General features: G+C 50.4%; 16 protein-coding genes. 11 read left to right on the forward strand and 5 right to left on the reverse strand.

Annotated elements, in window-relative coordinates; translation table 11 throughout:
- The 3 genes from crtD to CHB92_RS04655 all read left to right on the forward strand — a co-directional run bounded on the left by crtD (nucleotide 1) and on the right by CHB92_RS04655 (nucleotide 2,916).
- The gene (crtD, locus tag CHB92_RS04645; RefSeq protein ID WP_089318018.1) at nucleotides 1–1,488 is read left to right on the forward strand and encodes a 1-hydroxycarotenoid 3,4-desaturase CrtD; all 1,488 of its coding nucleotides are present in this window, start codon (nucleotides 1–3) and stop codon (nucleotides 1,486–1,488) included.
- A gap of 2 nt (nucleotides 1,489–1,490) precedes the next feature.
- Nucleotides 1,491–2,162, forward strand: a complete 672-nt coding sequence (locus tag CHB92_RS04650) for a carotenoid biosynthesis protein (protein ID WP_089318019.1) — start codon at nucleotides 1,491–1,493, stop codon at nucleotides 2,160–2,162.
- 142 nt (nucleotides 2,163–2,304) lie between these two features.
- Nucleotides 2,305–2,916 carry a TetR/AcrR family transcriptional regulator gene (locus tag CHB92_RS04655; RefSeq protein ID WP_089318020.1) on the forward strand — a complete coding sequence of 204 codons (612 nt, stop codon included), beginning with the start codon at nucleotides 2,305–2,307 and terminating at the stop codon, nucleotides 2,914–2,916.
- A 64-nt stretch (nucleotides 2,917–2,980) separates the two neighbouring features.
- On the opposite strand, the gene CHB92_RS04660 is transcribed toward CHB92_RS04655, so the two are convergent.
- Together CHB92_RS04660 and CHB92_RS04665 are read right to left on the reverse strand one after the other, a co-directional pair.
- Nucleotides 2,981–3,223: a DUF6952 family protein gene (locus CHB92_RS04660; protein ID WP_089318021.1), complete on the reverse strand. Its 243-nt coding sequence runs from the start codon at nucleotides 3,221–3,223 to the stop codon at nucleotides 2,981–2,983.
- A 9-nt stretch (nucleotides 3,224–3,232) separates the two neighbouring features.
- Nucleotides 3,233–3,553, reverse strand: a complete 321-nt coding sequence (locus CHB92_RS04665; RefSeq protein WP_089318022.1) for a thioredoxin domain-containing protein — start codon at nucleotides 3,551–3,553, stop codon at nucleotides 3,233–3,235.
- 309 nt (nucleotides 3,554–3,862) lie between these two features.
- On the opposite strand from CHB92_RS04665, the gene prfA reads away from it, so the two are divergent.
- The 3 genes from prfA to CHB92_RS04680 all read left to right on the forward strand — a co-directional run bounded on the left by prfA (nucleotide 3,863) and on the right by CHB92_RS04680 (nucleotide 6,898).
- Nucleotides 3,863–4,939: a peptide chain release factor 1 gene (gene prfA, locus CHB92_RS04670; protein ID WP_089318023.1), complete on the forward strand. Its 1,077-nt coding sequence runs from the start codon at nucleotides 3,863–3,865 to the stop codon at nucleotides 4,937–4,939.
- A 126-nt stretch (nucleotides 4,940–5,065) separates the two neighbouring features.
- Entirely contained in the window at nucleotides 5,066–6,439 is a 1,374-nt protein-coding gene (locus CHB92_RS04675; protein WP_089318024.1) for a hypothetical protein, read from the forward strand.
- Between the two features lie 39 nt (nucleotides 6,440–6,478).
- Entirely contained in the window at nucleotides 6,479–6,898 is a 420-nt protein-coding gene (locus CHB92_RS04680; protein WP_089318025.1) for a secondary thiamine-phosphate synthase enzyme YjbQ, read from the forward strand.
- A gap of 68 nt (nucleotides 6,899–6,966) precedes the next feature.
- On the opposite strand, the gene CHB92_RS04685 is transcribed toward CHB92_RS04680, so the two are convergent.
- The 3 genes from CHB92_RS04685 to gpmI all read right to left on the reverse strand — a co-directional run bounded on the left by CHB92_RS04685 (nucleotide 6,967) and on the right by gpmI (nucleotide 10,739).
- Nucleotides 6,967–8,475 (reverse strand): M43 family zinc metalloprotease, encoded by a 1,509-nt coding sequence (locus tag CHB92_RS04685; RefSeq protein WP_089318026.1) that lies wholly within the window; start codon nucleotides 8,473–8,475, stop codon nucleotides 6,967–6,969.
- Between the two features lie 157 nt (nucleotides 8,476–8,632).
- Nucleotides 8,633–9,223, reverse strand: coding sequence for an RNA-binding protein (locus CHB92_RS04690; RefSeq protein ID WP_106219066.1), 591 nt, complete (start codon nucleotides 9,221–9,223; stop codon nucleotides 8,633–8,635).
- On the reverse strand, nucleotides 9,213–10,739 hold the full coding sequence (gpmI, locus tag CHB92_RS04695) for a 2,3-bisphosphoglycerate-independent phosphoglycerate mutase (RefSeq protein ID WP_089318028.1): 1,527 nt from the start codon (nucleotides 10,737–10,739) through the stop codon (nucleotides 9,213–9,215). The genes CHB92_RS04690 and gpmI overlap by 11 nt, the downstream gene beginning before the upstream one ends.
- A gap of 253 nt (nucleotides 10,740–10,992) precedes the next feature.
- Here gpmI and CHB92_RS04700 point away from each other — a divergent pair, with 253 nt between their 5' ends.
- From CHB92_RS04700 to CHB92_RS04720, 5 genes are all read left to right on the forward strand, one after another.
- Nucleotides 10,993–11,406 carry a DUF4783 domain-containing protein gene (locus CHB92_RS04700; RefSeq protein ID WP_089318029.1) on the forward strand — a complete coding sequence of 138 codons (414 nt, stop codon included), beginning with the start codon at nucleotides 10,993–10,995 and terminating at the stop codon, nucleotides 11,404–11,406.
- 68 nt (nucleotides 11,407–11,474) lie between these two features.
- Entirely contained in the window at nucleotides 11,475–12,335 is an 861-nt protein-coding gene (gene nadC / locus CHB92_RS04705) for a carboxylating nicotinate-nucleotide diphosphorylase (RefSeq protein ID WP_089318030.1), read from the forward strand.
- 203 nt (nucleotides 12,336–12,538) lie between these two features.
- Nucleotides 12,539–13,039 carry a hypothetical protein gene (locus CHB92_RS04710; RefSeq protein ID WP_245842286.1) on the forward strand — a complete coding sequence of 167 codons (501 nt, stop codon included), beginning with the start codon at nucleotides 12,539–12,541 and terminating at the stop codon, nucleotides 13,037–13,039.
- A 107-nt stretch (nucleotides 13,040–13,146) separates the two neighbouring features.
- Nucleotides 13,147–13,458 carry a hypothetical protein gene (locus CHB92_RS04715; RefSeq protein WP_144266267.1) on the forward strand — a complete coding sequence of 104 codons (312 nt, stop codon included), beginning with the start codon at nucleotides 13,147–13,149 and terminating at the stop codon, nucleotides 13,456–13,458.
- A 172-nt stretch (nucleotides 13,459–13,630) separates the two neighbouring features.
- Nucleotides 13,631–14,365, forward strand: a complete 735-nt coding sequence (locus CHB92_RS04720; protein ID WP_089318033.1) for an SAM-dependent methyltransferase — start codon at nucleotides 13,631–13,633, stop codon at nucleotides 14,363–14,365.
- Nucleotides 14,366–14,369 lie beyond the last annotated feature (4 nt).

A 14,369-nucleotide genomic window follows, 5' to 3' on the forward strand; every position in this document is an offset into this window, starting at 1 on the left:
ATGAAACGAGCAGCCATCATTGGAGCAGGTATCGGGGGCATAGCCGCAGCTATCCGGTTAGCGGTGAAAGGCTATGCCGTAACTGTATTTGAGGCAAACGATACGTTTGGGGGTAAGATGCACGAGTTTTGGCTGGGCGGCTTTCGCTTTGATGCAGGGCCCTCCCTGTTCACCCTGCCCCATTTGGTGGATGAACTGTTTACCTTAGCCGGCAGAGATCCTGAAAACTACTTTACCTATACCCGCCTCGATCCCATCACGCATTACTTCTGGCCCGATGGCAGTCACCTGAAGGCCTATGCCAATCCGGATGATTTTGCTGCAGAAGCAGAGCGGCAGTTAGGTGTTAGCGGACAGGCCGTGCAGCAGGCCCTGGCAAAAAGTAAGCGCCTGTACAAAGGAACAGCCGACACCTTTCTGCAGAAATCGTTGCATAAAGCCGGCACTTACCTCAGCCCCGAAGTGCTGAAGGCCCTTGCCTGCCTCTCCGATCTCGGGCTCACGACTACCATGCACCAGGAAAACGCAAAGCAGTTTTCGGATCCTCGTTTTGTGCAGCTGTTAGATCGTTTTGCCACCTATAATGGCTCTGATCCCTATCAGGCCCCTGGTACGCTTAACATTATTCCGCACCTGGAACATAACCTGGGCGCTTTTTACCCGAAAGGAGGTATTTATGCCATTGCCGCTAGCCTGGTGAAACTGGCAGAGGAGCTGGACGTAGAGTTCCGGTATCAGGAGCCCGTAGAGCAGATCCTAACAACAGACGGGAAAGTGGTTGGCGTAAAGACGAGCCATGGTACCTGCCATGCTGGTGTGGTGGTGAGCAATATGGATGTGGTGCCTACCTACCGCAGGTTGTTGCCAAATCATTCGGCTCCGGAGAAAACCCTCGGGCAACCGCGTTCCAGCTCTGCCCTGATCTATTATTGGGGTATTCAGCGACAATTCCCGGAGTTGCACCTGCACAACATCTTCTTTAGTGAGGATTACAAAAAGGAATTTGAACATATCTTCCAACACAGAAGTGTTAGTCCGGACCCTACCGTTTATGTGAACATTACCTCTAAACTAGAGCCAGAGGATGCGCCACCAGGATGCGAGAACTGGTTTGTGATGGTGAACGTGCCGCACAACCAAGGGCAGGACTGGCAGGCTTTAGTTCAGGAAACCCGGGAGGCTGTGTTAAGGAAGCTTTATAGCATGTTACAGGTGGACATAAAGCCTCTGATCGTACAGGAGCAAGTCTTAGACCCACTTTTGATCGAGAGCCGGACCTCTTCGTTTGCAGGAGCCTTGTACGGCAGCAGCTCAAATAACCGGATGGCTGCTTTTTTGCGACATCCTAACTTTAGTTCTAAAATAAAAGGGCTCTATTTCTGTGGGGGCAGTGTGCACCCTGGCGGCGGTATTCCGCTGTGCCTGCTATCGGCCAAGATTGTGGGGGAACTGGTGAAAGAGGTGCCAAAGGAGGAGAACGTATCATAACAATGTCGGAAACAACACAAACAGTACCCATTCCTGCCATCCGAAAGTATGCTACCTTTGCCCTACCCTTAGCGTTGCTGGTGGTTTTTTATGCCGTAGGCTTCTGGGGGTTGGCTCTAAGCGAAGCGCGAGAGTCTTTTCAGCGGCTTACGCCTTTAAACCTGCTGCTCACCAATGCCCTCCTGTTTAGTTTTCATAGAGGTTGGTCAGGCTCTTATGTGCTCTTTGCCTTGCTTGTGTTCCTGTGCGGCTTTCTCTCCGAAGTAATTGGGGTGCACACGGGCCTGCTCTTCGGTAGTTATAGCTATGGCGAAACGCTAGGCTTTAAACTGTGGGAGGTCCCCTTATTGATCGGCCTGAACTGGCTGATGCTGGTATACACCACGGGCCATATCAGTAACCTAACACGTTTGCCCTGGGTGGTAAAAGCGCTGTTAGGGGCGTCCCTCATGGTCCTGCTCGACTTTTTTATAGAGCCTGTTGCCATGCAATATGACTTCTGGAGCTGGCGCGGTGGGGAAATTCCCTTGTCCAACTTTATAGGGTGGTTCGCTGTCGCTTTTATGTTGCAGTTATACTTCCAGAAGGCTAACTTCAGGAAAGAAAACAAGTTAGCCCCTTTTGTGTACCTGCTGCAGCTGCTGTTCTTTGTGGGGCTTTGGTGCTTTCTGTAAAGCCTGGGCTTCATGCCTTACAGTTTGGCTTAAAAGCATTCTGCTACAGTAGGTCCTGATACTACGCACATAGACGTCTGTGCTTTTTCTTCGTATTATGCACGCTGTGTTATAATCTAGCGCATAGGTAACTTTATTTATCATGGCCTTGTCAGACCCCATACCACGAAAAGTCCTACCCCTGTTTCACCGGGAAGGAATAGAGGCAGTAACAGAGGAGGAGCTTGTTCACATGTTAGGGCTCCACCCGGCTGCCTATCAAGACCTTTTTCCCACGAAAGCTGACATGGTGAGGCAGGTCGTGAACTTCGATATGGAGACACAGAAGCAGGAAGAGCAGGAGCTTCTGCAGCAAGCGGCGAATCCCGTAGAGGAGATTATCCTCTTGCTACGGAATGGCATCAAAAAGATGAGCAGCATTAATCCGCACTACATTTCAGACTTACAGCAGTATTACCCAGAGGCCTGGCAACTGTGCGAAGAGTACCTGCAATCTTACTCTTACTATCAGAACATGGATATTATCAACAAAGGTATCCTGCAAGGCTACTTCCGGAAAGACATAAACCTGCAGCTGGTGGCAAAGATCCTGCTGGAGCAGTTTAACATGATGATCAACCCTGCTATCTTCCCTCCGGAGCGCTACGGATTGGGAGAGGTGTTCCGGAGCATTTACTTATACTATGTGCGCGGTATCTGTACCGAGAGAGGAGGCAAGATGGCAGAAGAGTACTTTTCGAGAAATAACCTGTAACACTAAAAAAGCAGCGGGGCCAATGAAAAACACTGGCCCCGCTGCTTTTTTAAGTATATGTCTCTTAGCTGATAGAAGTCCGCACCTTTTGGGTATACTGGCGCAGGGCAGCTTTAAACTCCGTGCCATTGTCTTCCATCTCGTTTAGGATCCAAACGGCGGCAAGCACGTGGGTCAGCTGTTCGCCCTCGTCTTCTCCTTCTACTTCAATAGCGAGCTGCTGCTCGTCCACGATGGCGGCTTCAGCAGCCATTAATTCTTCAAGGGTGTAATTTTCTACTAGCTTTTTAATAGCAGGTATCTTCATAGTATTAGTCTACGCGTCAAGTTTATGGATGAGTTCACGAACGGCGTCTTCTTTGCTGGCGGCTACCGTATCTATCAGCTTACCATTTTTGAAAACAGCAAAGAAAGGCAGGTTGGTTACATTTGCCAGCTTGCGTGCTTCCGGGCTGGTCTCCGCGTTTACGTCTACGAAAGCAATGTTCGTAAAAGTCTCGTCGTCTGACATGCGTTTAAACTTTGGGGAGAATAAACGGCAGTTGCCACACCAATCGGCATAGTACTTCACTACTACCTTTGGGTTTGCTGTCAGCACATCGTTAAAATCGTTATCAGTTGCTTTTATAACGGCCATGTTTCTTCTTTTTATATTTTACGTAATCAGATTCTACCACTAATTTACTCCTGTCAAAAGTAAATGTTTCAGCCGGAAGAAGGACAATAGTTTTGATAGATTTAACTTATAGGCTTATTGGTATATCCTATAATGCTGTTAGGTACAGTGCCTGCCCCAAATCAACCAAGGCATGGAAACTATACCAAAGGCTTTAAAGTTATAGCTAAGAAGAAATTATGTCTGCATAAATCGCAGCGGCGGCTAAAATGGATATTATAATCTACAGGCCAAATTTGTATCTTTGCAGCCTAAAACCAGACAAACACGATGTTAGATAAGTTAGAAGCCATTAATCAGCGGTTTGAGGAGGTAAGCAAGTTGCTTATTCAGCCAGATGTGGCCAGCGACATGAAGAAGTTCAAGGCGCTGAACAAAGAGTATAAAGACCTGGACAAGATAGTAGTTGAATATAAGAAGTATCTCAACATTCTGAGCAATATCGATAATGCCAAGCAGGTAATTGCCACAGAGAAGGACGAGGACTTCCGCGAAATGGCCAAGGAAGAACTGGACGAGCTGCTCCCGCAGCGCGAACAGATGGAAGATCTGCTGAAGGAGCTGCTGATCCCGAAAGACCCGAACGACAGCAAGGACATTATCATGGAAATCCGTGCAGGTGCGGGTGGTGATGAGGCCTCCATCTTTGCCGGTGACCTGTACCGCATGTACAGCCGCTTTGCCGAGCGCATGGGCTGGCGTGTCGAATTGATCGATGCCACGGAGGGTACTTCGGGCGGTTATAAAGAGATCATCGTGAACATGTCTGGGGAGGACGTGTACGGCAAGTTGAAGTTCGAGTCAGGGGTGCACCGCGTGCAGCGTGTGCCGGCTACCGAAACGCAGGGCCGTATCCATACCTCTGTTGCCTCGGTGGTTGTATTGCCGGAGGTGGAAGAACTGGACGTGGAGATCGATATGAACGACGTGCGGAAAGACCTGTTCATGTCGTCCGGGCCGGGTGGCCAGTCGGTGAACACGACCTATTCTGCGGTGCGCTTAACGCACATCCCAACAGGCATTGTGGCCCAGTGCCAGGACCAGAAGTCGCAGCTGAAGAACTTCGATAAGGCTTTGGCCGTGTTGCGTTCACGCCTGTACGAGATCGAGCTGGCTAAGAAGCAGGAAGCGGAGGGTGCACAGCGTAAGAGCATGGTTGGTAGCGGCGATCGCTCTGATAAGATCCGTACCTACAACTATCCGCAGGGCCGTGTAACAGACCACCGTATTGGTTATACCGTATATAACCTGCCAAACGTGATGGACGGTGGAATTGAGGACTTTGTAGAGCAGCTGCGTATTGCAGAAAACGCCGAAAGATTGAAAGAAGGCGCTGCAGCAGAATAATAAACCTGTGAATAAGTAAGTTATCAAAAGGATGCAGGGAGCTTTAGCTCGTGCTGCATCCTTTTTTGTTTTAGCTGCTATGTGGGTGAATCGTTCATCCCTAATCCCTAGACCATCTTTTTAAGCTTGAAGTACCTGCTCGCCATACTGCCCCTGCTCTTATTGCTCTCCGTGTTGTCATGCGAGCCAAAGGATGAGGTGATCTCCACCGACCCGGAGGCTGTGCTGGCTTTCTCGGCCGACACGCTCCTGTTCGACACGGTGTTTGTGAGCCAGGGAAGCATCACCAAGCGCCTCAGGGTATACAACCCCAACGAAAAGGCGGTACGCATTAGCGAGGTGACTTTAGCGGGCGCAGGAAGCTCTCCCTACCAGCTAACCATTAACGGAATACAGAGCCCGCTGGCCAATAACCTGGAACTGCGCGGTGGCGACAGCTTATATGTGCTGGTAAAGGTCAACATTAACCCCTCAGACGAGAACCTCCCCTTCCTGGTAGCCGATTCCATCCTTTTCCGGACGAACGGGCAGCAGCAGAGCGTAAAGCTGGTTGCCCATGGGCAAAACGCTTATTTCCACCGCAAAGAAGTGATTGGCACAACAGTGTGGGAAAATGACAAACCGCATGTGCTACTGGACTCTGTGCTGGTAAAAGCGGGGGCTACCCTTACGATAAAGGAAGGGGCACAGATCTACGGGAGCAACAAATCAGTGCTGCTGGTAAACGGCCAGTTATTAGTAGAGGGTACGCCAGACAAGCGCGTGTTATTTGCAGGGTACCGGCGGGAAGAGCAGTACCTGACAGCACCAGGCCAATGGGAAGGAGTTCGGATACTGACAGAGAGTGAAAACAACAGTATCCGCTATGCCGATATTCGAAACACCCGTTATGGCTTACGCATCGGTAACCCAGGCAAAGCAGGCACCTTGGTTGAGGGATGTAAAGTGCAGTATGCGTTCCTAGATGGCATTGTTGCTTTTACCTCCGATGTAAAGGTAGTTAACACGCTCATCCATAATTGTGGACAGTATGGCTTCGGGGGCCTGGGAGGCGGTAACTATGAAATTCTCTATTCCACCATCGTCAGCTATAATAACCTCCTCTTCCGCGAGACACCACTTTTTGTTGTGGCAGACTTTATCCCCGGCACAGATATAAAAGACCAACCTACCTCCCTCCGGCTAATTAATTCCATCGTTTATTCCGATAGCTACAGTTTTACAGACGAGGTCCTGCTTGAGCCACTCCGCTCTGACTTTGAGATAAGCCATAACCTGCTCCGCACAGAGGTGTATAAAACAGCACTGGCGGATCAGGACAATAAGTTAAGCGCAGAGCCGAAGTTTAAGGCGCCTGCCAAGGCTAATTTTAGTCTGGATACCCTCTCTCCCGCCAGTGGAGCAGCAAAGCTACTTCCGGGCATTCTGCAGGACCTGAAAGGCACGAGCCGTAGTTCGACCAAGCCTGATGCAGGTGCGTATGAGCGTACCATAGACTAAGATTTGCTAGTACACGTCCCAAACCTACACTTTGTTATTATGTGGTTTCAGAAAGAGATAAGGTTGCCCGCTGTAAAGCGAGGCTTTCATTTGATTACAGACCTATTGGTGGCACAGCTGCCTGAAATAGAAGAGATAGAGATAGGCCTGGCGCATGTCTTTATCAAGCATACCTCCGCTAGCTTGGCTATTAACGAAGATGCTGACCCTACCGTGCGACAGGACTTTGAGAGCCATTTTAACCACATGGTCCCCGAAAAGCAGCCCTACTACCGGCATACGCTGGAAGGACCAGACGACATGCCGGCGCATTTGAAAGCAGCCATTCTGGGGAGTTCTGTGACCATCCCTATCTCCAAAGGGGAACTGAACCTGGGCACCTGGCAGGGCGTGTACCTTTGCGAGCACCGCGACCATGCCCCTAAACGTACTGTGGTGGTAACTTTACAAGGGGAATAGAGCCTCTGAAAGCAGTAAGGGTGACACCGACCCTTTTAATGTGTGGCGTTGATGCTGCTATCCGCCCCTTACCTGACGACACTTACTTTCCTGGTATCAGTGCCGTTGGTGCTCTTGATCCGGAGGATGTAGACGCCCGACGGCAGGTTCCGTACATCCAGGCGCAGCACCCGGTCCCGGATCTCTGCATTCACCATTACCTGCCCTAACTGGTTTACCAGTTCTACCTGCCGTACCCACACGCGGGCTGGTTGTTCTATGGTGATAAAATCAGAGGCAGGACTAGGGTACACCACGAGGTCGTTAACGGTAACGTGCACATAGCCTGTCTTTTCCTTGGTACTGCTCAGCTTATCGTTAGCAATGGTCAATTTTACCGAGTACTTGCCAGGCTGAGGGTACAGCACCGTTGGGTTCTCCTGGGTAGACACGGCAGGCACCCCTCCCTCAAACTCCCAGTACCAGGAGGTAGGCCGGGCACCAATAGAGGCATCTGTAAAGTTAATGCTGCTTCCTGCTATGGTTAACGTATCATAAGGTACGGCGGTCTGGAAATCAGAACGCATGTTGCCAATGCAGGCAGGAGAGGTAAGAATACTACTGCGAGATGTGCTTAAAACGGCATTCATATAGTCTGCCTGGCCTTTCGTGAATAGGTTCATGCAGGCGTCGTCGGTATAGTCCATGTAGTTCTGGTACATGTTGCCGTAAGGTCCGTTATCACAGGAGGTGATAATCCCGGTTGGGTAGCCAGTTGTCTCCTGCTCCTGGTTAGGGGTATCGTCAATGCCATCCGAATCAGTGCAGGAAACCCCGTTACCCCAGATATGCTTTAGCCCTAGCCAATGGCCAACCTCGTGCGTGGCGGTACGTCCTTTGTTATAGTTCCACTTATAGGTGTTGACCGGTGCGGCTCCCACTGCACCGTAATGTAAGACCACCCCGTCTTCAAAAGGGCGAACACCTGGAGGCGTGGCGTAGCCCAGAATGTTCCCGTCTATATTACAGACCCAGATATTGAGGTACTGGTCCCTGTCCCAGGCATCTACTCCCCCGTTGGCAGAGGACTTTACATAGTCGTTGCCGAAGCCAAAAGAAGTACGGGTGGTTCTTGTCCTGGTAATGCCATTGGTTGGGTCGCCGTTCGGATCAATGACGGCCATGCAGAATTGCACGCGGGTGTCGGCAGCGAAAGGCAGAAAGTGTGCGGGAGTATTTGCTGCATCGGCATTCGTTCGGCTAAAATCAGCGTTCAACACTTCCAGCTGTGAGAGTAACTGATCATCCGAAATGTTCTCAGACGCATTGTTGTAGACCACGTGAAAAACCACCGGAATGGTGATGGCTGTGGCGGCGCGTAGGGCCTGCCCTTGGCTTTGCTGTATCAGAGCTGTACGCGTAATCTGTTGCAGCTCCTGCTGCCGCTGTTTAAATGCCGGGTCCTTTGTTTGCAGGAGGTGGGTAAAGGCATCTGTGGCACAGGTGCGGTCACGGTTAATACCAGGTACAGATGGTGTCTGCGCAAAGCCAGGCAAGGCACTAGCTAGTAAAAAGACGAAAAAGGTAAATATACGCATGCCACAGCAAGTATGGGTAAACAAAACGCGCTGGCACACTAAATGTTGCCTTTATGCAATTTACGGAATAAGAAGTTAACCGGCTGTATAAATGGCTAGCTATGAAGCAGATAATTCAATAGGAGAGACAAATGCATTCCTTCTTACCTTTCGTTGCCTATAGGTTAGCGTCTATTTTGTAGTGCAGTGAATCGGAAAAGGCAAGCCGTTGCACACCCTCTACCCTGTAGCTGGAGATATTGCCTGTAGCCGGGTCGGCAGAAAGCTGTAGTTTCCTGCGGGAGAAAAAGATGATGTTTTGCTCTTCTAGCAGGGCTTCTAGTTGCCGGAACTCCCGATCCGGGCTAAGCACAAGGTGCAGGTATTGCACCACCGGCTCAGCGTCCTCTACCTGGACGTATTTAATTGAAATGTTCCCATCGGGTAATACCTGCTCCTCCATGGCATAATTTTCTAACAGGGTGGAGCGGTTTAGGTCAGCCGTTTCAAACACGGCTAGTTCGTTTTCCCAGCCGATCTCATCTGTCTCTATGGTTTCGGTTGGCGCCTCACCCGTGGTAACTGATTTTAGCACCATCGGTTGCTTCGCTTCCAGGAGTTCTACCTGGTGTTGCAGGTAGGCAAGCAGGTTGTAAGGGGGCTCCGCCTCGGCAGATACAGGCGGAGCTGGCCTCTCACAAGCAGTAATGGCCAGCAGTAGGCCCAATAAGATGGGGGTATACTTGGCCATCAGTTCTTTATCTATCAATAAGTGAAGTTCCGGTCATTTCCGCTGGCTTCGGAACGCCCATCAGTTCCAGAATAGTTGGCGCGATGTCGCCAAGCTTGCCAGGGTGCAGCTTTCCTTCAAAATCATTGCTCACCAGCACGCAAGGCACCAGGTTAGTGGTATGAGCCGTGTTCGGAGTACCGTCCTCGTTGACCATGTAGTCCGCGTTGCCGTGATCAGCTATTACAATGATATCATAGCCATTGTTTAGGGCAGTGGTAATAACGGCCTCAGAACACTTGTCTACGGTTTCGCAAGCTTTTACGGCAGCGTCAAACACGCCGGTGTGGCCTACCATGTCTGGGTTGGCGAAGTTAAGGCAGATGAAGTCAGCACTCTTCTTCTCCAGCTCCGGCACAATCGCATCGCGGATATCGTAGGCGCTCATCTCCGGCTGCAGGTCATAGGTGGCTACTTTAGGCGAAGGACACAGCAAACGGCTCTCTCCTTCAAACTGCTCTTCGCGTCCGCCTGAGAAGAAGAAGGTTACGTGCGGGTATTTCTCTGTTTCTGCTATGCGGATCTGTTTTTTGCCATGGTTGGCCAGTACCGCACCCAAAGTATTGTTCAGGTTATCTTTCTCAAAAATCGGTTCTACGCCCTTAAACGTCTCGTCGTAGTTCGTCATGGTAATGTAGCGCAGGTCCAGCTTCTGCATATTCTGCTCCGGGAAGTCGCGCTGCGTCAGGGCCTGCGTAATCTCACGGCCACGGTCTGTCCGGAAGTTAAAGCAGATCACCACATCACCGTTCTTTATAGTGGCGATAGGCTCCTGGTTATCGTTCACTTTCACGATAGGCTTGATAAACTCGTCTGTTACCCCCTCATTGTAAGAGGCCAGCATCGATTTAATCAGGTTCTGAGAATGCTCCCCCTCTCCTTTTACCAGCAGGTCGTAGGCCATTTTTACACGTTCCCAGCGGTTGTCGCGGTCCATCGCGTAGTAACGGCCCACAATCGAGGCGATCGTACCGGAAGCGTGCTCCAGGTGCTGCTCCAGCTCATTGATGAACTTAACACCGCTTTTAGGGTCTGTGTCACGGCCGTCTGTAAAAGCATGGATGTACACGTCGTGCAGTTCCTGATCGTACGCTGCAGAGCAAAGTGCCTTCAGGTGGTCGATGTGGGAGTGTACCCCGCCATTTGATACCAAACCAATCAGGTGCACAGGCTTTTTGTTTTCCTTGGCATAAGCAAAAGCATTTGCCAAAGCGGGCATGGCGGCCAGTTTACGGTCGGCAATGGTACGGTTAATACGCACCAGGTCCTGGTATACTACGCGCCCGGCCCCCAGGTTCATGTGCCCTACTTCCGAGTTACCCATCTGCCCCTCTGGTAAGCCCACGGCCTCGCCAGAAGCCTGCAGCGTAGTAGTTGGGTACTTCGCAAGAATAGAATCTATGAAAGGGGTTTCAGCCTTCTGAATGGCCGACACCTCTGGATTTGTGGCAATACCCCACCCATCCAAAATCACTAAGAGTACCTTTTTATCCATGCCACAAATATAGCTATAATCTTTAAAAACACGGTCCCAGGCTTGCGGGGAATCCTCTCCTCTGGCTCAGCCTGTTATTGCAGCTACTGTTTAATTCTCTTTAAGGTTTGTGTGTACGAGCAAAGAATTGGGCATGATACCTATGCTTTTCGTATATTTAAAGAATACTATTAATTAATTTAGGGGCGAAAAGGCTTGTCTCCTCTCTTGGCATAGTTTTAGCTGAGATGAGGGCAAGATCACAAACAGCATTATGAAAAATTTTAAACACATTGCAGTAGTATTTTCTGTGTTATTGGTGGCTGTGTTTTTTACGGCAGGGCAGGCTGTAGCACAGGGTGATGCCATGGGCAGCGTGAAGGCGGCGATGAAAACGGGATCAGCCAAAGAATTATCCAAAAACTTTAGCAGCATGGTAGAGCTGACCTTAGATGGTGGAGAGGCGACAAGCTACAGCAACACGCAGGCGGAGTTTGTGATGAAGAACTTTTTCGCCAAGAACGCGCCCGTAGACTTCAGTGTGAACCACAACGGAACCTCCGACAAAGGGCAGTTGTATGCCATCGGCACCTACACATCCAAAGGCGACTCCTATACGGTCCTTATCCGAATGAAGTCCGCAAACGGCAGGTACCTGATCCACTCGATGAACTTTATCAAAGATTAATAAGCAGATAATAATGAGAATTTTAAGAAGGCCCGGAGTATATCCGGGCCTTTTTTTATTTTTGCACTATGGAAGCGACATACCTGACCGAAGAAAGTATACGCGAGTTTATCGCAAGAGCCCTGGCAGAGGACGTTGGCGACGGAGACCACTCCTCGCTTGCCTCCATCCCGGCTGATGCCCGGAACCAGGCCAAGCTACTGGTAAAGGGGGAGGGTGTGCTGGCGGGTGTAGAGCTGGCAAGCTACGTTTTTCATGCGGTTGACCCAGGCCTGCAGCTGGAAGTTATGCTGCAGGACGGCACCCAGGTAAAGCACGGGGATGTTGCCTTTCATGTAAGCGGCAAAGCCCGGTCTATCCTGACTGCGGAACGCCTTGTATTAAATTGCATGCAGCGCATGAGTGGCATCGCCACCTACACCAGGCACCTGGCGCAGCTGATAGAAGGTACAGGGGCAAAGCTGTTGGATACCCGCAAGACGACGCCTAACTTCCGGATGATGGAGAAATGGGCCGTACGGATCGGGGGAGGCCACAACCACCGCTTCGGCCTGTTTGATATGGTGATGCTAAAAGACAACCACGTGGATTATGCCGGGGGGATTCGAGCGGCCATCACAGCTACGCAGCACTACCTGCAGGAGAAAGGCAAAGACCTGAGAATTGTAGTGGAGACCCGTAACCTGGAGGAGGTAAAAGAAGCGCTGGCGACAGGAGGCATGCACCGTATCATGCTGGACAACATGGCCCCGGCTACCATGCGTGAGGCTGTAAAACTGATCGCCGGAAAGTACGAAACGGAGGCGTCAGGGGGAATTACGGAGGAAACTATACGTGCTGTGGCAGAATGCGGTGTGGATTATATCTCTGTAGGGGCCCTCACTCACTCGATTAAAAGCATGGATCTTAGCTTGAAGGCATTTAAATAAATTAAAACAGCGTACCTTTGCCGCAGCAAAGATTAAAGTAAAAGAGGCCCACTCTACAGGCAAGACCAAGGTGTAGCGTTGGCAGGGCTAGGGCCTCGAGAGTTAAAAAGTATATGCAGCGACCAAATCAAAGAGGTTTTAGAAGCCCTCAGGGACCTTCTCCGCAAGGAATCCGCACTAAAAAGTACCAGCTAGACAAAAACATGTATACCCGTTTGGCCTTGGCAAAGGTATGGCGCAAGGACTGGTGGTATGCCCTTATCCCATTCGTGTTATTGTTATTGCCCGCTTTCTTCAGTTTTTCCTGGTGGTGGGTTGTAGCAGCTGTTATCGTTACGCTTCTGTTTGTGCTGCTCCGCTCGGCACAGGTGATGGGGGTAACGCAGATCGAGCAGGGCAACCCCCTGTTCGAGAAGCTGACGTATGAGATAGACCAGCGCCAGGTGCTGATGAAGCGCAACGAGCGCGAGGGAATGGCCCTGACCTGGGACATGATTCAGTCGGCAGAGCGCCAGCAGGATGCCTACATGCTGTGGCTGCAACCTGCCGCCGATGCGCAGCTGCCAACAGGCTGGAAGGGTTGGGTAGCCCGTAACTTCCAGACCCCCATCTTTATTTACCTGCCCTTCCGCATCTTTAACAGTCAGAATGACTTAAAGCTGCTGGAAAGCCTGTTGCGCCGCAAGAATCTGCTGGCACAATAGTACCACAACCAAAGCACAGCCTTTGTTCGTAAATAATTAGTAGATAAAGCTTTGTGCCTGCTAAGATGGGCGGGATAGCTATAGGGAAAAGTATAAAACGTACAAAAATGAATAAGAATCTAATAATTGTATTTGCCGCTGTATGCAGCGTGGCAATTGCCTCTTGTGGCACTCCATCTGACTACAGGCCAGATCAAAAGGTATCTACGGAGTATGTTGAACCCGGCACTCGTAACACCTTTAATATAACCGATGCCGGCTCTCCGGAAATAACTGAAGATGCAGTGCAGGGGCTTGGTCCTGACGTAGAAGACGAAGGCATGCTGAACCACGATCCGGGAGCTAACTCCCTTATCAAAGGCGACAGCATCGACGAAGAGGCCGAGTACAACGAGGCTGAAGCGGTAACAAACCCTTAACTTGTTAACAAGAAACATTAGCCTGCCGCCACTGAGCAAATCAGTGGCGGCAGGCTTTTTTTATGCCGTTACCGCTGTAATGGCAGCACCGTTGCCTTAACCTTGTCTGTGTTGCACCCCTATTCCGCTAAAATCGGTTATATTTGCAGTCTTATCGCTTTTAGACCATTACATGTCGTTACAGGAAGAATGGTTCAGTACCTGGTTCAACTCTCCGTACTACCACATTTTATATAGTCATCGGGACGTGCAGGAGGCACAAGCCTTTATGGACAGGCTACTGGTCTACCTCCACCCTAAGCCCCACGATAAAATCCTGGACCTTGCCTGTGGCAAGGGACGCTACTCCCTGTACCTTAATCAAAAGGGATACGACGTAACAGGAATCGATCTTTCTGAGCAGAGCATTGCCTTTGCCAAAGCCTTTGAGAACGAGCACCTGCACTTTGAGGTGCAGGACATGCGCAAGGTGTACAAGCCAGAGCACTTCGACTTTATCGTAAACCTGTTTACCAGTTTTGGCTATTTCGACAACGAGACCGAGAATGTTGTCGCTTTATGCGCTACTGCCGGTAGCCTGAAACCCGGCGGTAAACTGGTGATAGACTTCATGAACACGGACAAGACGATTGAGCACCTGGTGGCTGAGGAAGAGAAAGAGGTGCAGGGCATAAACTTTAAAATAAAGCGCGGCGTAGAGAAGGGCTTTATCGTGAAAACCATCAGCTTCGAAGACAATGGGCAGCTGTTCCGTTTTGAAGAGCGGGTACGGGCCTTGCGGGAGGAGGACTTTCTGGAGTACTTTAAGATAGCACAGCTGCGCCTGGTAGAGGTTTTCGGAGATTACAACCTTACCCCCTACGATCGTGAGAAAAGCGATCGGATGATCTTTGTGCTTAAGAAATAACCCG

It is taken from the genome of Pontibacter ummariensis (assembly GCF_900188175.1).
Classification (GTDB): Bacteria; Bacteroidota; Bacteroidia; order Cytophagales; family Hymenobacteraceae; genus Pontibacter; species Pontibacter ummariensis.